This window comes from Micromonospora sp. BL4 (assembly GCF_003667505.1).
Lineage (GTDB): Bacteria > Actinomycetota > Actinomycetes > Mycobacteriales > Micromonosporaceae > Micromonospora.
Genome location: NZ_RCVJ01000156.1, coordinates 1 through 21,599, shown reverse-complemented (window position 1 = coordinate 21,599; position 21,599 = coordinate 1). Strand labels below are relative to the sequence as shown.

At 73.0% G+C, this 21,599-nt stretch carries 15 protein-coding genes and 1 pseudogene; 13 read left to right on the top strand and 3 right to left on the bottom strand.

Annotation, left to right across the window (positions count from 1 at the left end; translation table 11 throughout):
• The first annotated feature begins 25 nt into the window (after positions 1-25).
• The 12 genes from EAD89_RS20945 (at position 26) to EAD89_RS20890 (ending at position 17,127) form a co-directional block, all read left to right on the top strand.
• A complete protein-coding gene (locus EAD89_RS20945) occupies positions 26-1,969 on the top strand; it encodes an amylo-alpha-1,6-glucosidase (protein ID WP_121676919.1) in 1,944 nt (647 codons plus the stop codon).
• A 138-nt stretch (positions 1,970-2,107) separates the two neighbouring features.
• On the top strand, positions 2,108-3,442 hold the full coding sequence (locus EAD89_RS20940; protein WP_199733577.1) for a glycosyltransferase family 4 protein: 1,335 nt from the start codon (positions 2,108-2,110) through the stop codon (positions 3,440-3,442).
• An 83-nt stretch (positions 3,443-3,525) separates the two neighbouring features.
• Complete coding sequence (locus EAD89_RS20935; protein ID WP_199733576.1) at positions 3,526-5,373, top strand: serine/threonine-protein kinase; 1,848 nt, start codon at positions 3,526-3,528, stop codon at positions 5,371-5,373.
• Between the two features lie 117 nt (positions 5,374-5,490).
• Positions 5,491-7,143, top strand: coding sequence for a serine/threonine-protein kinase (locus EAD89_RS20930; protein WP_121676917.1), 1,653 nt, complete (start codon positions 5,491-5,493; stop codon positions 7,141-7,143).
• A 102-nt stretch (positions 7,144-7,245) separates the two neighbouring features.
• Positions 7,246-8,055: a metal-dependent hydrolase gene (locus tag EAD89_RS20925; protein ID WP_121656457.1), complete on the top strand. Its 810-nt coding sequence runs from the start codon at positions 7,246-7,248 to the stop codon at positions 8,053-8,055.
• On the top strand, positions 8,052-8,960 hold the full coding sequence (locus tag EAD89_RS20920; protein WP_121676916.1) for an amidohydrolase family protein: 909 nt from the start codon (positions 8,052-8,054) through the stop codon (positions 8,958-8,960). The genes EAD89_RS20925 and EAD89_RS20920 overlap by 4 nt, the downstream gene beginning before the upstream one ends.
• A 153-nt stretch (positions 8,961-9,113) precedes the next feature.
• Complete coding sequence (locus EAD89_RS20915; protein WP_233578883.1) at positions 9,114-10,163, top strand: LacI family DNA-binding transcriptional regulator; 1,050 nt, start codon at positions 9,114-9,116, stop codon at positions 10,161-10,163.
• An 85-nt stretch (positions 10,164-10,248) separates the two neighbouring features.
• A complete protein-coding gene (locus EAD89_RS20910; RefSeq protein WP_121656454.1) occupies positions 10,249-11,553 on the top strand; it encodes an ABC transporter substrate-binding protein in 1,305 nt (434 codons plus the stop codon).
• Between the two features lie 67 nt (positions 11,554-11,620).
• Positions 11,621-12,586: a carbohydrate ABC transporter permease gene (locus tag EAD89_RS20905; RefSeq protein ID WP_121676914.1), complete on the top strand. Its 966-nt coding sequence runs from the start codon at positions 11,621-11,623 to the stop codon at positions 12,584-12,586.
• A 1-nt stretch (position 12,587) separates the two neighbouring features.
• Positions 12,588-13,484: a carbohydrate ABC transporter permease gene (locus EAD89_RS20900; protein WP_121656452.1), complete on the top strand. Its 897-nt coding sequence runs from the start codon at positions 12,588-12,590 to the stop codon at positions 13,482-13,484.
• Positions 13,481-15,721 carry an alpha-xylosidase gene (gene yicI, locus EAD89_RS20895; protein ID WP_121676913.1) on the top strand — a complete coding sequence of 747 codons (2,241 nt, stop codon included), beginning with the start codon at positions 13,481-13,483 and terminating at the stop codon, positions 15,719-15,721. Before EAD89_RS20900 ends, yicI begins: the two co-directional genes overlap by 4 nt.
• On the top strand, positions 15,718-17,127 hold the full coding sequence (locus EAD89_RS20890) for a GH1 family beta-glucosidase (protein ID WP_121676939.1): 1,410 nt from the start codon (positions 15,718-15,720) through the stop codon (positions 17,125-17,127). The genes yicI and EAD89_RS20890 overlap by 4 nt, the downstream gene beginning before the upstream one ends.
• 133 nt (positions 17,128-17,260) lie before the next feature.
• Here the strand turns inward: EAD89_RS20890 and EAD89_RS20885 are convergent, their stop codons facing one another.
• The 3 genes from EAD89_RS20885 to EAD89_RS20875 form a co-directional block, all read right to left on the bottom strand.
• Entirely contained in the window at positions 17,261-18,310 is a 1,050-nt protein-coding gene (locus tag EAD89_RS20885; RefSeq protein WP_121676912.1) for a phosphotransferase, read from the bottom strand.
• 80 nt (positions 18,311-18,390) lie between these two features.
• Positions 18,391-18,984, bottom strand: a complete 594-nt coding sequence (locus tag EAD89_RS20880) for an NTP transferase domain-containing protein (protein ID WP_121656449.1) — start codon at positions 18,982-18,984, stop codon at positions 18,391-18,393.
• 141 nt (positions 18,985-19,125) lie between these two features.
• The gene (locus EAD89_RS20875; protein ID WP_121676938.1) at positions 19,126-20,835 is read right to left on the bottom strand and encodes a bifunctional 3'-5' exonuclease/DNA polymerase; all 1,710 of its coding nucleotides are present in this window, start codon (positions 20,833-20,835) and stop codon (positions 19,126-19,128) included.
• A 138-nt stretch (positions 20,836-20,973) separates the two neighbouring features.
• On the opposite strand from EAD89_RS20875, the pseudogene EAD89_RS20870 reads away from it, so the two are divergent.
• Positions 20,974-21,599 (top strand): annotated as a pseudogene (locus EAD89_RS20870) (ABC transporter ATP-binding protein); the annotation flags it as partial.

Genomic DNA, 21,599 nt, shown 5'->3' with positions numbered 1-21,599 from the left:
ACACCCCGCCGCCGGTGGAGGAAAGTTGATCGACATTCACTTCGGTCCGCAGGTCTGCGGCGAGTTGGCCAGCGCGGCCAGCCGGGAGTGGCTGGTGCCCGACGGCGTCGGCGGGTACGCGATGGGCACCGTCGCCGGGCTGCGGACCCGGCGCTACCACGGCCTGCTGGTGGTCCCCGGCGAGACGCCGGCGTCCCGCCGGGTGGGACTGGTCAGCCTCGATCCGGCGCTCACCCTGCCGTCCGGCGCGCGGGTCCGGCTCGGCGCGCACCAGTGGTCCTCCGGCGACGTCGACCCGCGCGGCTTCGAGCTGCTGGAACGCTTCGACCTGGTCGACGGGCTGCCCCGGTGGCGGTGGCGGATCGGCGCGGTGGTGATCGAGCGGGAGCTGGCGATGCTGCCCGGCCGCTCCTGCGTGGCGGTGGTGCACCGGCTGGTGGCCGGCGGACCGGTCCGGTTGGAACTCTCCGCCGCCTGCACCTGGCGCGACGCGCACGGCGAGCGGCGCGCCGACGGCCCGACGCCGCAGGTCGAGGCGGTGGCCGACGGCGCGGTGGTGGAGGGGGCGTACCGGCTGGCCGGCCCGGGCTGGACGCCGGAGGGTCAGTGGTGGCTGGGCGTGCACCACCGCGAGGAGGCGAGCCGGGGCCTGCACCCCGACGAGGACGTCTGGTACGCGGGCCGCTTCGCCGGCGAGCTGGAGCGCCCCGGTGACACGGTGTCGGTGCGGGCCTGGGCCGGTCGGCTCGACGACGAGCCGCCGCCCGCCGCGGAGATCGTGGCGACCGCCCGGAGGCGTAACCGCCAGGTGGTGGCGACGGCGAAGCCGGCGGACCCGGTGGAGGCGACGCTCGCGCTGGCCGCCGACGCGTTCGTGGTGCGCACCGGTGGCACGGCGGTCGACGTGGTGGCCGGGTACCCGTGGTTCGGGGCCTGGTCGCGGGACACGATGATCTCGTACGAGGGGCTGTTCCTCTGCACCGGCCGCGCGGACGAGGGTCGGGAGCTGCTGCGGGCGTACGCGGCGACGCTGTCCGAGGGGATGCTGGCCAACACGGCCGACACCGGGCGGGTGGAGTACAACACCGTCGACGGCACGCTGTGGTTCCTGCACGCGGTGAACCGGCACGTCACCGTCACCGGTGACACCGACCTCGGCGACGAGCTGCTGCCCGCGCTGCGCTCGGTGATCGACGCGCACGTGGCCGGCACCCGCTACGGCATCGCCGTCGACCCGGCCGACGGGTTGCTCACCCAGGGCGCGCCCGGCACCGCGCTGACCTGGATGGACGCCCGGGTGTACGGGGTGCCGGTCACCCCGCGCACCGGCAAGCCGGTCGAGGTCAACGCGCTGTGGATCAACGGACTGGCCGGGCTCGCCGAGCTGGCCGAGCTGGCCGGTCAGGACGCGACGGAGCTGCGGCGACGGCATGACCAGGCCACCGCCTCGTTCCGGGCCCGCTACCCGGCGCCGAGCGGCTGGCTGCACGACGTGCTGGACGCTCCCGCGCCGGCGTACCCGCTGGGCGGGGCCGCCCTGCACGACGACGACTCGCTGCGCCCCAACCAGCTGCTGGCCTGGTCGCTTCCGTTCGCGCCCCTGGAGCCGGACGAGGCGACGCTGCGTCGGGTCGCGGCCGGGCTGCTCACCCCGCTCGGGCCGCGCAGTCTCGCCCCGGATTCGCCGGAGTTCGTGGGCCGGCACCGGGGTGGCCCGGCCGAGCGGGACGGCGGCTACCACCAGGGCACCGTCTGGCCGTGGCTGCTCGGCCCATACGTGGACGCCTGCCGCCGCGGCAAGATGTCGGTCGATGACGTTATAGTCGGTATTGAGACACATCTGACCGAGTTCGGGCTAGGCTCAGTAAGCGAGACGGCCGACGGCCTCGCGCCGCACGCCGCGACCGGCTGCCCGTTCCAGGCGTGGTCGGTGGCCGAGCTGCTGCGGGTGCGCCGAAAGGGCCAGTAGCGCTTTACACGACCGCAACGGCGGCGTCTCCGCTGGTTATCTCGACCCCGGCAGGATTGGTTCGAGATCCAGACGCGACGGCGGGCACCGGCTCCGGTGCGGTCGGCGCGCGCCCGGGGACAATTCAAAGGGGGCCGCATGTCACCCGACGCCCACGTGATCGACATCCACCCCAGCCGGCACCTGCGGGTGCTCATGCTCTCCTGGGAATATCCGCCGGTGCTCGTCGGCGGGCTCGGCCGACACGTCCACGCCCTCTCCGTCGCCCTCGCCGCCGCCGGCCACGAGGTCACCGTCGTCACCCGCCACGCCGAAGGCGCACCCCTGGAGGAGTACGCCGACGGCGTGCGCATCCTGCGCGCCCCCGAAGACCCCGTCACCTTCCCCCTGGCCACCGGCTCACTACTGGCCTGGACCATGGCCTTCAACCACACCCTCACCCGCACCGCGCTACGCGCCACCGAAGCCGGCTCGTACGACGTCATCCACGCCCACGACTGGCTCGTCGCCCACACCGCGATCACCCTCGCCGAACACCTGGACCTCCCCCTGGTGACCACCATCCACGCCACCGAGGCCGGCCGGCACCAGGGCTGGCTGCCCGAGGAGATGAACCGCACCATCCACGGCGTCGAGCAGTGGCTCACCACCGAGTCCGCCCGGGTGATCACCTGCTCGGGGTACATGCGCGACCAGGTGACCGCGTTGTTCGGCCTTCCAGCCGGCCAGGTCGACGTGGTGCCCAACGGCGTCGACGACCGGGCCTGGCGGGCCCGACCGCGCGCGGTCGCCTCGGCCCGGGCCCGGTTCGCCGCGGACGGCCCACTGATCGGGTACGCCGGCCGCCTCGTCTACGAGAAGGGCGTGCAGCACCTGGTGCACGCGGTGCCCCGCCTGCGCGAGCAGCACCCCGGGCTGCGCGTGGTGATCGCCGGCGACGGCCCGTACCGCCCCGAACTGGAGGAGGAGGCCCGCCGGCTGGCGCTCTGCGCGACCGTCCGCTTCACCGGCTTCCTCGACGCCACCCAGCTGCCGGCGGTGCTCGGCGCCACCGACGCCACCGTGGTGCCCAGCCTCTACGAGCCGTTCGGCATGGTGGCCCTGGAGGCGGCCGCCGCCGGTGCGCCGCTCGCGGTGGCCCACACCGGTGGGCTCGCCGAGATCGTCGAGAGCGGCGTGACCGGCGTGACGTTCCCGCACAGCGACCCGGACGCCCTCGCCGGCGCGGTGGGCCACCTTCTCGGCGACGAGGTCTTCGCCCGGCGGGTGGCCCGCCGGGCACGGACCATGGTCGTCGAACGGTACGGCTGGTCCAGCATCGCCGCCCGCACCGCTGCCAGCTACACCACCGCCCGACGCGAGCACGGCCCACTTCAGGCCCACCGGGCCGCCGCCCGACTGGCGGGCGGACGTACCCGGATCGCCATTCCGGAGGGCAATCTGCTCGCCGCGGCCGACCACGCCGCCTGCTGAGCCGAAGCGGACGACCGATAGGTGGCTTCCGATCCGCTGGTTAGGGTGTATCCCGGACAGCGGCGGAGAAGGAGCGTGCGCAGGTGCTGATCGCCGGTCGGTACCGGCTGCTCGACCTGGTGGGTCGCGGAGGCATGGGCCGGGTGTGGCGGGCCCGCGACGAGATGTTGCACCGAGAGGTCGCGGTCAAGGAGGTCGTGCCGCCGAGCTGGCTGGCCGACCACGAGCGGGCCGAGCTGCGCTCGCGCACCCTGCGGGAGGCGCGCGCCGCGGCCCGGCTCAACCACCCCGCCGTGGTCCGGCTCTACGACGTCGTCCCCGTCGAGGGCAGCCCGTGGATCGTGATGGAGTACGTCCCGTCCCGCACCCTGCAGGACGTGCTGGACGCCGGGGGGCCGCTGGCTCCGGCCGAGGCGGCCCGGATCGGCCTGGCCCTGCTCGACGCGCTGCGGGCGGCGCACACGGCCGGAGTGCTGCACCGCGACGTGAAACCGCAGAACGTGCTCATGGCACACGACGGCCGGGTGATGCTCGCCGACTTCGGGCTGGCCACGTTCGACGGCGGCGACGGTTTGATGACCCGCCCCGGCATGGTGTTCGGCTCCCCGCAGTACGTCGCCCCGGAGCGGGCCGCCGAGGGGGTGTCCACGGTGGCCGCCGACCTGTGGTCGCTCGGTGCCACCCTGCACACCGTCGTGGAGGGACGCTCCCCGTACGCCCGCAGCACCGCGATGGCGACGTTGAGCGCGCTCGCGGCCGGGCCACCGGACCCGGCACCGCACGCCGGGGCGCTCGCGCCGGTGCTCGACGGGCTGCTGCGCCGCGACCCGCGCGACCGCCTCGACCACGAGGCGGCCCACCGGCTGCTCACCGCCGCCGCGACCGGCCACGCCGGCCCGCCCCCGGAGCCGGAACGGACAGAACCGGCGGCGGATCCGGCCGACCGTCCCGACGCGTCAACCGACCTGGCCGCTCAGGATTCCACCATCCCGCTGCCCGGGCCCGACCAGACCACCGCCGATCGGGCCGGCGCCCCGGGGCCTCCGCCCGCCGCAGACACCGCCGGTCGGGCCGACGCCCCGGGGAAGTCCGCCGCCGCAGAGGCCGCCGAGCGGGCCGACGCCCCGGGCAGGCAGGCGACCGGCGATGTCGCCCCCGGCGCGCCCGCCCGGGCAGTCGGACGACCGGGCGGGCGGACAGCGCGCCGGGCGGCGCTGGTCGTCACGGCGTTGCTGGTGGCGGCGGCCGCCGGCGTCGGCGCCGCGCTGGCCGTCACCGACGACGAGCCGGCGGACACCGCCGGGCCGTCCACCAGCACGCCGCCGCCCGACCGTCCACCCGACGGCGGCCCGGGCGGACCGTTCGACCGCGACCGCGACCGGCGGGGCCCGCCCAGGGGCGGAGGCGCCGTTCCCCCGCCACCGTTTCCCTGTGTCCGCCCGGATGCCGTCGGTGCGCCGGTGCCGGCCGCGTCGGCACCTCGCGGCGAACGGTTCCGACCGCCGCCCGGCTGGGTCTGGCACGCCGACACCAGCGGCTTCCGGGTCTCCGTGCCGGCGACCTGGCATTACTCGCGCGACGGCGCGGTGACCTGCTTCCAGGACCCGGCGACCGGCCGGGCGTTCAGCGTCGCCGAGGGCGGCGCCACCGATCCGCTGGCCCGGCTGAAGGCTCTCCGCGACGCCGCGGCCAGGGCCGGGGCACTACCGGGGTACGACGAGGTCCGGCTCGCCGCGGGCGGCGGCGGGGCGGAGTGGGAGTCCCGGTGGTCGGCGCCCCACGACGTCCGGCTGCACGCCCGACAACAGGTCGCCGGCACACCCGTCGGGAGCGCCCGCTGGACGCTGGGCTGGATCACCGACGACCGGGACTGGGCGGCAGCCGCCGCCGACTGGACGACGGTGCGAACAAGTTTCCGACCACCCCCCTGACCTGCACGTCAGGTCCGACTCGGACCGCCGTCCGGCGTGGATCGAGGCCACTCAGTGGATGAGGAAAGCCGTACCGGTGGCTATCGTGTAACACGGGGTGACCGAGGGGGAGCGACTGTGCAGCAGTTGCTGATCGCGGGTCGGTACCGGCTGCTCGACCTGGTCGGCACCGGCGGCATGGGCCGGGTGTGGCTGGCCCGCGACGAGATGTTGCACCGTGACGTCGCGGTGAAGGAGGTCGTGCCACCGTCCTGGCTGGCTGAGACCGAGCGAGCCGAGCTGCGACTGCGGACGCTGCGTGAAGCGCGTACGGCGGCCCGGCTCAACCACTCCAACGTGGTCCGCATCTACGACGTGGTGCACGACCGGGACAGCCCCTGGATCGTGATGGAGTACGTGCCGTCCCGGTCGGTGCAGCAGATCATCGGCGCGGAGGGGCCGCTGAGCCCGCAGCGCACCGCCCGGATCGGGCTGGCCGTGCTCGCCGCGCTGCGGGCCGCGCACACCGCGGGTGTGCTGCACCGTGACGTGAAGCCGCACAACGTGCTGGTCGCCGACGACGGTCGGGTGGTGCTCACCGACTTCGGGCTGGCCACGTTCGACGGTGGCGACGGGGCCATGACCGGGCCGGGCACCGTGCTCGGCTCGCCGCAGTTCGTCGCCCCGGAACGCGCCCGCGAAGGGGTGTCGAACCCCCGTACCGACCTGTGGTCGCTGGGCGCGACGCTCTACGCGATGGTCGAGGGGCGTTCGCCGTACGCCCGCTCCAGCGCGATGGCGACGCTCAGCGCCCTGGCCACCGAACCGCCGGACCCGATGCGGCGGGCCGGCCCGTTGCGCCCCGTGCTCAACGGACTGTTGCAGCGCGACCCCTGGCGGCGGTTGACCGCCGCCGAGGCGGAGCCGCTGCTGCGGAGCGCGGCGGCCGGCGGTGACCAGCCCACCTGGCCGGCCCGCTCCGCGGCGGTGGCAGCCGTACGCGACGCGGGCCGCGCGGCCGCGCCGGCCGCACCGGTCGAGGTGCCGTCCCCGCCCGGCGACCCGGCGGCGCCGACCGACCACTTGGCGGCGCCGACCGACCACCCGGCGGCGCGACCGGGTCGACGGCGTCGGCGGCTGCTGGCCCTGTGCGGCGCGGTCACCGCGCTGGTCGCCGCCGGCGGTGTCGCGTTGGCGCTGGTCAACCGCAACGACGGGCGGACGCCACCGTCCGGCGCCGGGGGCGGCGAGACCACTCCCCGACCGGCCGCCTTCGCCTGCGCGGCGCCCCCGCCACCGACCGCCACGCCGGTGCCGTCGGTGCCGCCGCCGGCCGACGCGCGGTACCGGCTCGTGAAGGGCTGGACGTGGCACGACGATCCGGCCGGGTTCCGGATCGCCGCGCCGGTGGGCTGGCTGCGCTGGACCGACGGGGCGGCGACCTGCTTCCGGGAGTCCGACGGAGCCCGGGTGCTCAGCGTCGAGGCGGGGCCGTCCCGACCCGACCCGGTGGCGTACTGGAAGGCCGAGGAGGCCCGGCTCACCGGCGGCGGGTCGCTACCGGGCTACCGCAAGGTGGACATCTCGGCGCTGGACTTCTTCGAGGGCGGCGCGATCTGGGAGTGCGGCTGGGAGAACGCCGCCGGCGAGCGGGTGCACAGTTTCCGGTTGCTGGCCAACACCTCGGCCGGGCGCGCCTTCACCGTCTCGTGGTTGACAAAAGAGTTCGACTGGCAGGTCAACGCGACATACTTGCCGATGATCCGGCAGAGCTTCACCCCCGCGCTCTGACACCGTCCGTTGTGGACCGTTCGGGTGGTGCCCCTGCGGCGTCGACGCTAACTACAGTGGCGTAGTTTTGGCGCTCAAGATCCCTGGGGAGGGTGAGCCGACATGATGGGACCGTCGCACGCGCTGTCCGGCGCGGCGGTATGGCTGGCCGGGTCCTGGGCGTTGGACCAGTTCGCCGACTACCAGCAGTCGCCACTCGCGTTGGCGGTGGGCACGGCGGTGTGCGCGGGCGGGGCGCTCTTTCCCGACCTCGACCTCTCGGGCAAGGTGACCCGCAACCAGGGCGGCGCCACGGTGGCCCGTACCTTCGGGGTCTTCTCGCTCTTCGTCGCCGAGGTGATGGAGAAGATCTCCCTCGGGGTCTACTACGCGACGAAGCTCAGCAGGGACCCCCGCCGCAACAACGGGCACCGCACACTGACCCACACCATCCCGTTCACGCTGCTCGTCGGTTGGGGCACGACCGCGCTCTGCACCGCGTACGGCAAATGGGCGGTGATCACCATCCTCTTCTTCATGTTCGGCCTGGCTCTGCGCGGGCTGTTCGACGAGTGGGCGGAGCGGGCCGGCTGGGTGATCGTGACCCTCGCGTCGGCCGGAGCGGCGTGGTTCACCTTCGCCAACCTTCCGGGCGGACGCGGGTACCCCCTGATCGGCGTGGCCATGGGGGTGGGCTGCTTCGTGCACATCCTCGGGGACATGATCACCAAAGCCGGGGTGCCGATCCTCTGGCCGATCCCGATCCGCCGACGCATGTGGACGATGATCGGCCTACCGAACAGCATCGCCCTGCGCACCGGCAGCAAGACCGAGGTGATCGTCCTGCGTGCCGTTCTGACCGTGGTGTCGGTGCTGGCCACCGCCGGCCTGATCGCCCCGTCGGTGTTGCACCGGTTCAACATCGACGTATGACCGACCCGGCGCCGCAGTCACCGCCGGTGGCCGACGAGCGGGTGCCGGAGTTCTGGCGCGCGCTGGGGCTGCCCGGGTTGGCCGACGTGCACGTCCACTTCCTGCCGCCGCGGCTGCTGCGCCGGGTGTGGGCGTACTTCGACGCGGCCGGGCCTCTGGTCGGCACGAAGTGGCCGATCCGCTACCGGTGGAGCGACGCGGACCGGGTTGCGCACCTGCGCCGGCTCGGGGTGCGGGCGTTCAGCGCGCTGGCGTACCCGCACCGGCCGGGCATGGCCGCGGAGTTGAACCGCTGGACGCTGGAGTTCGCCCGCGCCACCCCGGGTTGCCTGCCCTCGGCCACCTTCTTCCCAGAGCCGGACGCTCCCGGCTACGTCGAGGAGGCGCTCGCCGGCGGGGCCCGGCTGTTCAAGGTGCACGTGCAGGTCGGCGGGTTCGCGCCGACCGACCCGGCACTGGACCGGGTGTGGGGGATGCTGTCCGACGCGGGTGTGCCGGTGGTGGTGCACGCCGGGCACGCCCCGGTGGGGACCACGCACACCGGGCCGGATCCGTTCGCCGCCCTGCTCGCCCGTCACCCCCGGCTGACCGCCGTGGTGGCGCATCTCGGCGCCCCCGACTACCGGGACTTCCTCGACCTCGCCGAGAGGTACGAGCGGGTCCGGCTGGACACCACGATGGCGTTCACCCCGTTCTTCGACCGGTTCGTGCCGTTCCCCGCCGACGAGCTGCCCCGGCTGCGCGAGCTGGGGCTGGCCGGCAAGGTGCTGCTGGGCAGCGACTTCCCGAACATCCCCTACCCGTACGCCGACCAGTTGACCGGGCTGGCCCGACTGGACCTCGGCGACGACTGGCTGCGCGCGGTGTGCTGGGACAGCGCCGCCACCCTGTTCGACCTTCCCTGAGCCCCTGCCGGAACGGCCGCGGCTGAGCGACATCGGCTATTGACGTCGCCGTAACAGGTGGCCTAGCGTCTGTCGAAACGCTTCGTCGAAACGCTTCGACGATTCCGCGGGAGCGATCCCACGCCAGGCCGGAGGAGGTGCGCGGTGGCCACCATGCACGACGTCGCCCGCCTCGCCCGGGTCTCGGTCAGCACCGTGTCGTACGTGCTCACCGGCACCCGCCCGATCTCCCAGGCCACCCGGGACAAGGTGCTCGCCGCGATGGCCGAGCTCGACTACCAGCCCAACGCGATGGCCCGCGGCCTGGCCAGCCGGCGCAGCCGGATCCTCGGTCTGCTGATGCCGATGGACGAGCGCGGCCTGGGCGCGACCGAGACCGCCTTCGTGACCGGCGCCGCCGCCGCGGCCAGCGCGGCCGGCTACCACCTGGTGCTCTCCCCCGTCGGTGGCGGCGACCTCGACGACCTGCGCCGGCTGGCCAGCCAGCGGATGCTCGACGGCGTCGTGCTGATGGAGGTGCAGCTCGCCGACCAGCGGGTCACCGTCCTGCGGGAGGCCGGCGTCCCGCTGGTGCTGATCGGCCGCACCGGCGACACCAGCGGGCTCTCCTACGTCGACATCGACTTCGAGCAGACCGTGCGCGAGGCCGTCGCCCACCTGGTCGGCCTGGGTCACCGGAGCATCGTCTACGTCAACCACTCGGCCGCCACCCTGGCCAGCGGCTACGGCCCCGCGCTGCGCACCCGGGACGCCTTCGTCGCGGCGATGACCGCGCACGGCCTGGAGCCGGTGATGATCCCGGCCGAGGACAGCGCCGCCGGTGGGCGGGCCGCCCTGGCCGCCGCGTTCGCGCAGGCCCCGGAGCTGACCGCCGTGCTGGCCATGAACGAGACCGCGATCTTCGGCATCCTCGGCGAGCTGACCGGCCGGGGGCTCTCCGTGCCGGACGACGTCTCGGTCGTCTCGATGGTCACCTCGCCGCAGGTCGCCGAACTGGCCACCCCGGCGCTGACCGCGATGACCTCGCCCGGTTCGGCCCTGGGGCGGATCGCGATCGAGGCGCTGCTGCGCCACCTGGACGGTGCCGGCGACGAGCGCCACCAGCAACTGCTGCCGTGCGCGTTGGAGACCCGGGGATCGACGGCCGTGCCACGACGACCAGCACCGGACGCACCCGGTCGACCGCCGATCGGTGGGGGCTGACCTGCCAAAACGGCCCGCCGCCGCGCTGCAACGCGACGACGGGCCCAGTGAAGTACCGGCTAGATACTCAACGAGGAGGATAGCAATGCAGCGATTCCGCCGGATCGTCGCCGCGATCGCCCTGGCGGCGACCGCGACGACCACCGTGGCCGCGTGCGGCGGTGGTGACAGCGGGGACGACAGCGGGGCCAAGACCCTCAAGCTCTGGCACTACGAGAGCGCCAACAGCGCGATGGGGGTCGCCTGGGACCGGGCGATCGAGATCTTCAAGGCGGAGCACCCGGGCGTCGAGGTGCGCTTCGAGCGCAAGGCGTTCGAGCAGATCCAGCAGAACGCCGGCATGATCATCAACTCGTCCGAAGGCCCGGACATCATGGAGTACAACAAGGGCAACGCGACCGCCGGCCTGCTCTCCTCCCAGGGCCTGCTCAGCGACCTGAGCGCCGAGGCCGACAAGCGCGGCTGGGCCGGCAAGCTCAGCCCCAGCCTGCAGACCACCGCCCGCTACAGCGACAAGGGCGTGATGGGCTCGGGCAACTGGTTCGGCGTGCCGAACTACGGCGAGTACGTCACCGTCTACTACAACAAGGACCTCTTCGACAAGTACGGCGTCAAGGTGCCGACCAGCATGGCGGAGATGACCGCCGCGATGGACACCTTCGTCGGCAAGGGTGTCGCCCCGCTGGGCATGGCCGGCGCCGAATACCCGGCCGGTCAGCTCTTCTACCAACTGGCGCTCGCCAAGGCGGACCGGCAGTTCGTCGACAACTACCAGCTCTACAAGAACCCGGTGGACTTCACGTCCGACCCGCTGAAGTACGGGGCGGACACCTTCGCGGACTGGGTGCAGAAGGGCTACATCGCGAAGAACTCGGCGAGCCTGAAGGCCGAGGACATGGGCACCGCCTTCATCGGCGGCAAGACCCCGATGATCGTCTCCGGTAGCTGGTGGTACGGCCGGTTCAAGGCCGAGATGAAGGCCAACTGGGACACCTTCCTCTTCCCCGGCAACACGTTGCAGGCCGGCTCGTCCGGCAACCTGTGGGTGGTCCCGGAGACCAGCAAGGCCAAGGGCCTGGCGTACGACTTCATCGACATCACCCTGCGTCCGGAGATCCAGGACCTGATCGGCAACAACGGCGGTGTGCCGGTCGCCGGTGACCCGACGAAGATCAGCGACCCCAAGGACCGGAAGCTGATCGAGGACTTCAACACGGTGAGCAAGCAGGACGGCCTGGCGTTCTACCCGGACTGGCCGGTTCCCGGCTACTACGACGTGCTGGTCTCCGGCTTCCAGGGCCTGATCAACGGCTCCAAGTCGCCCGACCAGGTCCTCGACTCGATCGCCAAGCCGTACGCCGACGGCGTCAAGGAGATCACCGGCAAGTGACACGGCGAGCGGCGGGCGCGACCGGCACGACCGGGGCGCCCGCCCGCTCCACCGGGAAGGATCCTCCATGGCAGTCTCCGAGACCGTCGCCGTCCCGGCGGCGACCCCGACCCAACCGCCGCCCGCCCGTGGACGTCGCCGCGGCCGCAACGCGGCGTACTGGCTCTACCTGCTCCCCGGAGCGGTGCTCTTCATCCTGGTCATCGGCGCGCCGCTGGTCGGCACCGGCTACCTGTCGCTGACGAAGTGGTCCGGGGTCGGCGACCCCACCTTCATCGGCCTGGACAACTACCAGCAGTTGCTGCACGACGAGGTGTTCTGGGCGTCGTTCCGGAACACCGTCGCGATGCTCGTCGCGATGGTGGTGGTGCCCACCCTGCTCGGGCTGGTGCTCGCCTCGGTGCTCTTCGACGTCATCGGCCGCCGGTTCCGGCCGCGTACCGCCGCCGCGCTGCGGGCCGCGTTCTACCTCCCGCAGGTGCTGCCCGTCGTGGTGGCCGGCATCGTCTGGGGTTGGATCCTGCGCCCCGACGGCGCGTTCAACAGCCTGCTCGACGCGGTCGGTCTCGGCGCGTTGCGCCACGACTGGCTCGGCGACCCGGACACCGCGCTGCCCGCCGTGATGGCGGTGATGATCTGGGTGCAGATCGGCTACCCGGTGGTCGTCTTCATGGCGGCGCTGCAACGCGTCGACCCGGAGTTGTACGAGGCGGCCGAGGTCGACGGCGCGAACTGGGTCCACCGGTTCCGGGCGATCACCCTTCCACAGATCCGGCCGGAGACCTTCGTGGTGGCCCTGACCTGCACCATCGCCGCGTTGAAGGTGTTCGGGCCGATCTTCGCCCTGACCCGGGGCGGCCCGGAGAACGCCACCAACGTGCCGTCCTACTTCGCGTACTACACGTTCTTCAAGAAGCTCCAGGTCGGCTACGGCTCCGCGATCTCCACCGTGCTCACCCTGATCATCGTGGTGGTGGCCGTGGTCTTCATCTGGATGCAGGCCCGCAGCGAGCGCCGGGACCGGGGGTTCTGAGATGGCCGTCACGCTCATCCCGACCGAGGGCGCGGTGGTGACTCCGCTGCGGAACAGGCCGGGCCGCGACCGGCACCGCCGCGGCGCCGCCCGCTGGGTGGTGCTCGCCCTGGTCACGCTCGCCGCGCTCGCCATGCTGGTGCCGTTCGCGTTCATGCTGCTCAACGCGTTCAAGTCGCCGACCGACTACTCGTCGGGTGGTCCGTTGAGCTGGCCGACGGAGTTCTACACCAAGGGTCTGCGGACGTACTGGACCACGGTGAACTTTCCGCTGAAGCTGTGGAACTCGGCGCTCATCGCCGGGTCCGTGGCGGTGCTCGGCGTCGTCGTCTCGCTGCTCAACGCGTACGCGCTCGGCATCGGACGGGTCCGCGGCCGGCTCTGGATCGTCGGGCTCTTCCTGCTGGCCAACATGTTGCCGCAGGAGGCGCTGATCTACCCGCTCTACTACGTGGCCAAGGAGATCGGCCTCTACAACACCCGACTCTCGGTGATCATCATCTTCACCGTGATCCAGAGCGCGTTCGGCACCTACCTGCTCGCCTCGGTGCTGAGCACGTTCCCCCGGTCGCTGCTCGAAGCCGCCGCGCTGGACGGGGCGGGCAAGTGGACCGTGCTGTGGCGGGTGGTCTTCCCCAACCTGCGGCCCACCCTCGCGGTCCTGCTCATCTTCTTCTTCATCTGGACCTGGAACGAGTTCCTGATCCCGCTGGTCATGCTCATCGACAACCAGACGCAGACCATCCCGGTCGCGCTTGCGTCGTTGCAGGGCGACCGACTGATGGACGCCCCGACCACCAACGCCGGCGCCCTGATCAGCCTCGTGCCGGCCATCATCTTCTTCCTCATCTTCCAGCGCACTCTGGCGCGCGGCATCACGGCAGGAGCCGAGAAGTGAAGTTCACCGACGGGTACTGGCAACTGCGCCCGGGGGTCACCGTGCTGCGACCCGGCACGGTGGAATCGGTCGAGCCGGACGAGCGCGGCTTCACCGTCTTCGCGCCCGCCGGCCAGATCAACGGACGGGGCGACACCCTCAACCGGCCCGTCGTCACCGCCCGGTTCTTCTCCCCCGCCCCCGGCGTCGTCGGCGTGACCATCGGCCACCACAGCGGCGGGCTGCCCCGCGAGCCCCACTTCGGGCTGAGCACCGACGAGGAGCACCCGGTCGCCGTCGACATCAGCGGAATCAGCGCCTCGCTGACCACCGGCGAGTTGACCGCCCGCGTCGCGCTCGTCGACGGATGGCGGGTCGACTTCCGGCACGGCGACCGGCTCATCACCGCGTCCACCGGGCGCAGCGTCGGCATCGTCACCGACGGTGAGGGCCGCCGGCACGTGCACGACCGGCTCGCGCTGGGTGTCGGCGAAACCGTGTACGGGCTGGGCGAGCGGTTCGGCCCGTTCGTGAAGAACGGCCAGACCGTGGACATCTGGAACGCCGACGGCGGTACCGCCAGCGAGCAGGCGTACAAGAACGTGCCGTTCTACCTCAGCAGCGCCGGCTACGGCGTCTTCGTGGACCACCCCGAGCACGTGTCGTTCGAGGTCGGTTCGGAGGTCGTCACGCAGACCCAGTTCAGCGTCGAGGGGCAGTCGCTCACCTACTACGTCATCGACGGGCCCACCCTGAAGGACGTGCTGCGCCGCTACACCGCGCTGACCGGCCGCCCGGCCCGGGTTCCCGCCTGGTCGTACGGGCTGTGGCTGTCCACGTCGTTCACCACCTCGTACGACGAGAAGACGGTGACGGAGTTCGTCGACGGGATGGCCGAGCGGGACCTGCCGCTGTCGGTGTTCCACTTCGACTGCTTCTGGATGCGCCAGTTCCACTGGGTCGACTTCGTCTGGGACCCGGCGACCTTCCCCGACCCGGAGGGGATGCTGCGCCGGCTGCACGAGCGTGACCTGAAGGTCTGTGTCTGGATCAACCCGTACATCGCGCAGCGCTCGTACCTGTTCGAGGAGGGCCGGCAGGCCGGTTACCTGGTCCGCAACCCGGACGGGTCCATCTGGCAGTGGGACAAGTGGCAGGCCGGCATGGCGCTGGTCGACTTCACCAACCCGGACGCGGTCCGCTGGTTCACCGGCAAGCTCAAGGCGCTGCTGGACATGGGCGTCGACTGCTTCAAGACCGACTTTGGTGAGCGCATCCCGACCGACGTGGTGTGGCACGACGGCTCGGACCCGCAGCGGATGCACAACTACTACTCGTACCTCTACAACAAGGCGGTCTTCGAGCTGCTGGAGACCGAACGCGGGGAGGGCGAGGCGGTGCTGTTCGCCCGCTCGGCCACCACCGGAGGGCAGCAGTTCCCGGTGCACTGGGGCGGCGACTGCGAGTCGACGTTCGTCGCGATGGCCGAGTCGCTGCGCGGCGGGCTGTCCCTGGCCGCGTCCGGCTTCGGCTACTGGAGCCACGACATCGGCGGCTTCGAGGGCACCCCCGACCCGGCGGTGTTCAAGCGGTGGATCGCCTTCGGGCTGCTCTCCTCGCACTCCCGGCTGCACGGCTCCGGCTCGTACCGGGTGCCGTGGGCGTACGACGACGAGGCGGTCGACGTGCTGCGGCACTTCACGCGGCTCAAGCTCAGCCTGATGCCGTACCTGGCGGCCGCGGCGCAGGAGGCGCACCGCGACGGCATTCCGATGATGCGGCCGATGATCCTGGAGTTCCCGGACGACCCGGCCGTCGCGCACCTGGACCGGCAGTACATGCTCGGCTCCGACGTGCTGGTCGCGCCCGTGCTCAGCGCCGACGGGGAGGTCACCTTCTACGTGCCCGCCGGCACCTGGACGCACCTGGTCACCGGCGCGCAGCTCACCGGCCCGGCGTGGGTCACCGAGAAGCACGGGTTCGACAGCGTGCCGGTGCTCGCCCGGCCGGGCGCGGTCATCCCGTTCGGTTCGCGCTCGGACCGGCCCGACTACGACTGGGCCGACGGCGTGCAGCTGCGGCTCTACACACCGGCCGAGGGGCAACGTCAACGGGTACGGATACCGGCGCCCGGGAACGGGCCCGGCGCGGAGTTCGAGGTGCGTTTCCGCGACGGGGTCGCCACCGCCGAACTGGTGGCGGGCGTCTCGTCGACGTACCAGTGCGTGGTGGCCGGGGCGGAGGTGGCGGCGCGATGACGTCCCGCATCTTCCCGGAGAGCTTCGTCTGGGGCTCGGCCACGGCGGCGTACCAGATCGAGGGCGCGGCCCGCGAGGACGGCCGGGGTCCGTCCATCTGGGACACCTACAGCCACACTCCGGGCCGGACCTACAACGGTGACACCGGTGACGTGGCCGCCGATCACTACCACCGCTGGTCGCAGGACCTGGACCACGTCGCCGAGCTGGGCCTGGGCGCGTACCGGTTCTCCATCTCCTGGCCGCGCGTGCAGCCGGGCGGCGCCGGTCGCTTCAACCAGGCGGGCCTGGACTTCTACTCCCGGCTCGTGGACGGCCTGCTGGAGCGCGGGGTCCGCCCGGTCGCCACGATGTACCACTGGGACCTGCCGCAGGAGCTGGAGGACGCCGGCGGATGGCCGGTGCGGGAGACCGCGCTGCGCTTCGAGGAGTACGCCGCCGGCATCGTCGCCGCGCTCGGCGACCGGGTGCACACGTGGACGACGCTGAACGAGCCGTGGTGCTCGGCGTACCTGGGCTACGCCTCCGGCGTGCACGCGCCGGGGCGTACCGAACCGGCGGCCGCACTGGCCGCGGTGCACCACCTCAACCTGGCGCACGGCCTGGCCGGCCGGGTGGTCCGGGAGCTGGCGCCGACCGCCGAGCTCTCGGTGACGCTGAACCTGCACGTGATCCGGCCGGAGTCGGACTCGCCGGCGGACGCCGACGCGGTGCGGCGGATCGACGCGTTGGCCAACCGGTCGTTCCTCGGGCCGATGCTCGGCGGGGCGTACCCGGCTGACCTGCTGGCCGACACGGCGAGCGTCACCGACTGGTCGTTCGTCCGGGACGGTGACGAGAAGGTGGCCGGCGTGCCGCTGGACGTGCTCGGCGTCAACTACTACTCCAGCACCCTGGTCCGGGCCTGGGACGGGCAGTCGGCCCGCTCGGACGCCGACGGTCACGGCGCCTCGGCGCACTCACCGTGGGTCGGCGCCGACGACGTCGACTTCCTGCCCCAGCCCGGCCCGCACACGGCGATGGGCTGGAACATCGACCCGGCCGCGCTGACCGGGCTGCTGCTGCGGCTGCGCCAGGAGTACCCGGGCCAACCCTTGATGATCACCGAGAACGGCGCGGCGTTCGACGACGTCGTGTCCGCCGACGGCCGGGTGCACGACGAGCGGCGCGTCGACTACCTGCGCCGGCACATCGCCGCCATCGCGGATGCCCGCGAGCAGGGCGCGGACGTCCGGGGCTACTTCGTCTGGTCGCTGCTGGACAACTTCGAGTGGGGCTACGGCTACGACCGGCGGTTCGGGATCATCCGGGTCGACTACGACACCCAGGAGCGCACCTGGAAGGACAGCGCGCACTGGTACCGGCGTCTGGTCGAGACCGGCCGGCTGGACCAGCTGCCGGGCTGACGGGCGCCGCGCGTGCCCGCCCGGTCGGGCGGCACCAACCATCGCGAGCGTGATACCACACAGTCATCAATATGCCTCTGCGGTATCACGCTCGCGGCACCTGCCGGCGCCGACCGGCCACCACGCGGTCGGCTCAGCCGAGGGCTGTGGCGGCCCAGCGGACCAGCAGCTCCAGCACCGGTCGGCGGCCGACCATGATCTCCGCCTCGTCGCGCCGGTCGTACGTCTGCCCGGTCGCGCCGCCGAGCCGGGTGATCATCAGCGGGGCCAGCCAGGCGTACTTCGCCGCCCCGGTGAGCCGGACCGCGTGGGCGACCGTCGCCGGGTCGACGCGACCGCGCAGGCCGGCTCGGTAACGGTCCACCACGGTCGCCGCCACCTCGTCGAGCAGCGCGACGTCGACCAGCCCGTCGAAGAAGGTGTCCAGCACCAGGTTGGCCGCGTCCTCGCCGATCGGGCCCGGCCCGATGCCGGACCAGTCGAGCAGCACCGGGCCCGCGGCGGTGAACACCAGGTTCATCGGCCAGAGGTCGTGGTGGCAGAGGGTGCGGGGCAGCCGGTCCGTGGCTGCCACCACCTCATGCCGGCGCTCCCAGAGCGCCCGCAGCCCGGCCCGCAGCGCCGCCGGCCACGCGGCGACGGCGACCGGATGGTCCCAGGGCACCGGCCCGGGCACCGGCCGGCTCAGCGTGTAGTCACGCAGCCAGTCCCGAGCAAGCCATTGCGGCGTGCGCCCGCCGCCCGGCCAGGTCCACCCCGACGGGTCGCCGAGCCAGCCGGCGTGCGCGGCGCCGAGCCGGCCCGCCACGTCCCCGAGGTCGGCCGCCGAGCAGGTGGTGCCGGGTCGGCCGACCGCCTCGGCCAGCCAGAGCGCCACCGTGCCGTCCGGCCGCTCGTCGACCGCGAGCGGCGCCGGCGCGGCCAGTCCGGGGTACGCCGCGCCAGCCAGACCACTGCGGTACGCCTCGACCTCGCGCCGCCAGTAGTTCCAGTGGCCCGGGTCGTCGCTGCCCGCCCAGTGGGTGGGGCCGGGGCGGCCCGGAGGGGCGACGAGCTTCAGCACCGCCGGGCGGTCGCCGCGGCGGGTACGCCAGATGCCGCCGGTCACCCCGTTGAGCGTGTTGTGTGTCAGCGACTCGGCCGGCACGTCGGCCGGCACCAGGTCGAGCGGAGGGCGGGCCATCTCGCCGAGCCTACGACCCGGAACGGACAGTCGGTCGGCCGACGTGTCGCAGCGGGCGAGCGGTTGGGGCGGTCCGTGGCTCAGACGCCGATCCGCTGCGGCGGGACGGTCAGGCCGTAGAGCGCCATCAGCTCCGGGGTGTCGACCCGGCTGCCGTCGGCGACGGAGTCGCACCCGATGTCGACGATCTGGTCCTTGTGCGCCAGCAGGTAGGGCCGGGCGCCCACGTCGGCGCTGGCCAGGGTAGCGATACCGGGCCAGTGCCGGCGACCGAAGAGCATCGGGTAGCCGCGCAACCCGTCGTAGGTGGCGCAGACCAGCACGTCCGGGTACGGCAGTGCGGCTACCCGCCGGACCGCGGCGGCGGTCAGGCCCGGCATGTCGACCGGGACCACCACCACCGCCTCGATCCCCTCGTCGTCCATGGCGGCCAGGCCGGCGCGGATGGACGAGCCGACCCCGGTGCCCCACGCCTTGTTGATGACCACCGTGGCCCTGCCCAGGTCGGCGGTCTCGCGGACCTGTTCGGCGGCGGCGCCCAGTACGACCACGATCTGCTCGCAGCCCGCCTCGGTCATCGTGTCGATCATCTGGTTGACCAGGGGCTTCTCCCCCTGGTGCAGCAGCGCCTCGGGACCACCGATGCGGCGCCCCCCGCCAGCGGCGATGATCATTCCTGCGATGCGGTTCAGCTGCGCCCCCTCCACCGTGGAGCGGACCGGGCACGGCGGTGCCCGGTCCGTCCCGTCCTACGGACACCGGATGCAACGAGTACGGCCGGCCTCGGGTAGCGGGGCAAATAGGAAAATCGTGCGCTATGCCGCGTCGGCGTAGCAGTCGACGATGGACAGATCCAGCGGAAATCGCACCGGAGTGTCGCCGAACAGCAGCGCGGTGGCCCGCTCACCGCTGCGACCGACCGCCTCCGCCACCGCCTCGGCCTGCGCCGCCGGACAGTGCACGACCACCTCGTCGTGCTGAAAGAAGACCAGCTCGGCGTCGGTGCCGGCCAGCTCGGTGCGCAGCGTGGCCAGCAGCGTCGAGGCCCACTCCGCGGCGGTGGCCTGGATGACGAAGTTGCGCGTGAAGCGACCCCGGGACCGCGCGGCGCGGGCCCGGGGACTCTGCGGATCAGCCATGCCATCCGGGTCGGTCGCGGCCTCGTCCGGGTCGCCGAACCCGGCTGAGCCGGGCGGGCAGGTGCGCCCCAGCCACGAGCGCACCAGCCCGCCCGCCTCACCCGTGCGCGCCGCCGCCTCGACGTAGCCGAACGCCGTCGGGTAGCTGCGCCGCAGCACCGCCAGCGCGGGCACCGCCGCACCGCCGGTCTGCCCGTACATCGCGCCGAGCAGGGCCACCTTGGCCCGGGCCCGATCACCGGCGAAAGCGTCCCGGGCGAGGGCGGCGTACAGGTCACCGGCCCCGCCCGCCGCCGCCAACCGGGCGTCGCCGGACACCGCCGCCAGCACCCGAGGCTCCAACTGGCCGGCGTCGGCGACCACCAATCGCCGGCCCGGGTCGGCCACCACCGCCCGGCGGATCACCTTCGGGATCTGCAACGCGCCACCGCCCCGGGTGGCCCAGCGGCCCGAGACCACCCCGCCGGGCACGTACTCCGGCTGGAACCGCCCGTCGCGGACCCACTGCTCACGCCAGGACCAGCCGTGCGCCGTCCAGATCCGGTAGAGCTCCTTGTATTCCAGCACCAGCGGCACCGCCGGATGGTCCACCCCGCGCAGCACCCAGGCCCGGGTGTTGGGCAGCTCCACCCCGACCCGGGCGAACGCCTTCAGCAGCTCCGCCGGGGAATCGGCGTGCAGCCGGCGGACGCCGAGCGCGTCGGCGATCCGGGCGGCCAGCTCGGCCAGCCGGCGCGGTGGGCCGCCGACCGGGGACGGCTCGCCCAGCAGCTCGGCGAGGATGGCGTCGTGCACCTCGGCCCGCCACGGCAGCCCGGCGACGCCCATCTCCACCCCGATCAGCGCGCCGGCCGACTCGGCGGCCACCAGCAACCGGAAGCGACCCGGATGCTCGGCGGCGGCGATCCGGGTGAGCTGGTCCGCGTACACCCGGGTCAGGGCGTCGATGCCCGGGCCCGCCGGGCCGGGCATCGTGTCGAAGAGCGCGCCCTGCCCGTGGCCCGGCGGCGCGGCCGGACGCGGCGGCGGGTCCGACGGCACCGGCGCGCCGGTGAGCCGGGCCCAGGCGGCGGCGAACGAGCGCGGCTCACCCCAGCGGCCGGCGTGGCCGAGCAGCAGCGCCTCCGTCAGCTCCACGTCGTGGCAGCGCTCCACGCGCACCCCGGCTCGCAGCAACGCGGGATAGATCGCGCCGGCGGTCGGCCAGACCCAGCGTGGATGCTCGGCAGCCTCCCGCGCGGCCACCGCCACGGCCAGGTCGCTGACGCTCTCGGTCGGGCCGACGGGCCGGCCGGCGGCATCCAGCGGACGCAGCTCTCCCCCACCCCGCTCATCCGCCACCACCGCCACCAGCACAGATGCGATTCTGCCTCGCCCCTCTGACAGGAACGGAAGGTGCCCTTGCTTACATCTCGGCGCCTGCCGGGAAACGGGTCGATGGGCCCGCGAAGGGCTCGGTAGCGTGGCCGGGTGCCCCCGCAGATTCCGCATTCCGACCCTGGCACTCCGGATATCGGGGGTCCGATGCGGTACCTCTGGTGGCTCGTCCGCCGCCAGCCCTGGCGGGTGCTGCGCGGCAGCCTGCTCGGAACGGCCTGGATGATCGGGCTGTCGGTCCGGCCCTACCTGATCGCGCGCGCCGTCGACGACGGGCTGCGCGCGGGCGACACCCCGGCCCTGGCGCTCTGGGTGGCGGCGATCATCGTCGCGGGCGTCGGCCTGTCCTACCTGGGCATCATGCGGCACCGCACGATGACCTTCATCCGGGAGGACGCCAAGGCCCGCTCAGCCGCCGTCGTGCTGCGGCAGCTGTCCCGGATCGGCGCGGTGCTGCCGCGCCGGGTCGCCGCCGGCGAGGTGGCCACCATCGGCGGCTCCGACATCGACTGGTCGGCCCAGGTGCTGACGCTGACCGGGCCGGGGGTCGGCGCGGTCGTCGCGTACGCGGTCATCGCCGTGGTCCTCTGGTCGATCTCCCCGATGCTCGCGCTCTGCATCCTGGTGGGCGTGCCCGCCGTCGGGCTGGTCGTCGGCCCGCTGCTGCGCCGACTGGAACGGGCCGAATCGGTCTACCGCAAGCAGCAGGGCGCGCTCACCGCCCGATCCGGCGACATCGTGGCCGGGCTGCGGGTGCTCGCCGGGGTGGGTGG

Bases quoted from the DNA above. Each gene is read 5' to 3' on its own strand.
- EAD89_RS20905 (WP_121676914.1), top strand. From the start codon at position 11,621: ATGGCAGTCTCCGAGACCGTCGCCGTCCCGGCGGCGACCCCGACCCAA.
- EAD89_RS20890 (WP_121676939.1), top strand. From the start codon at position 15,718: ATGACGTCCCGCATCTTCCCGGAGAGCTTCGTCTGGGGCTCGGCCACG.
- EAD89_RS20900 (WP_121656452.1), top strand. From the start codon at position 12,588: ATGGCCGTCACGCTCATCCCGACCGAGGGCGCGGTGGTGACTCCGCTG.
- EAD89_RS20880 (WP_121656449.1), bottom strand. From the start codon at position 18,984: ATGATCATCGCCGCTGGCGGGGGGCGCCGCATCGGTGGTCCCGAGGCG.
- EAD89_RS20940 (WP_199733577.1), top strand. From the start codon at position 2,108: ATGTCACCCGACGCCCACGTGATCGACATCCACCCCAGCCGGCACCTG.
- EAD89_RS20920 (WP_121676916.1), top strand. From the start codon at position 8,052: ATGACCGACCCGGCGCCGCAGTCACCGCCGGTGGCCGACGAGCGGGTG.
- EAD89_RS20885 (WP_121676912.1), bottom strand. From the start codon at position 18,310: ATGGCCCGCCCTCCGCTCGACCTGGTGCCGGCCGACGTGCCGGCCGAG.
- EAD89_RS20915 (WP_233578883.1), top strand. From the start codon at position 9,114: ATGCACGACGTCGCCCGCCTCGCCCGGGTCTCGGTCAGCACCGTGTCG.
- EAD89_RS20910 (WP_121656454.1), top strand. From the start codon at position 10,249: ATGCAGCGATTCCGCCGGATCGTCGCCGCGATCGCCCTGGCGGCGACC.
- EAD89_RS20925 (WP_121656457.1), top strand. From the start codon at position 7,246: ATGATGGGACCGTCGCACGCGCTGTCCGGCGCGGCGGTATGGCTGGCC.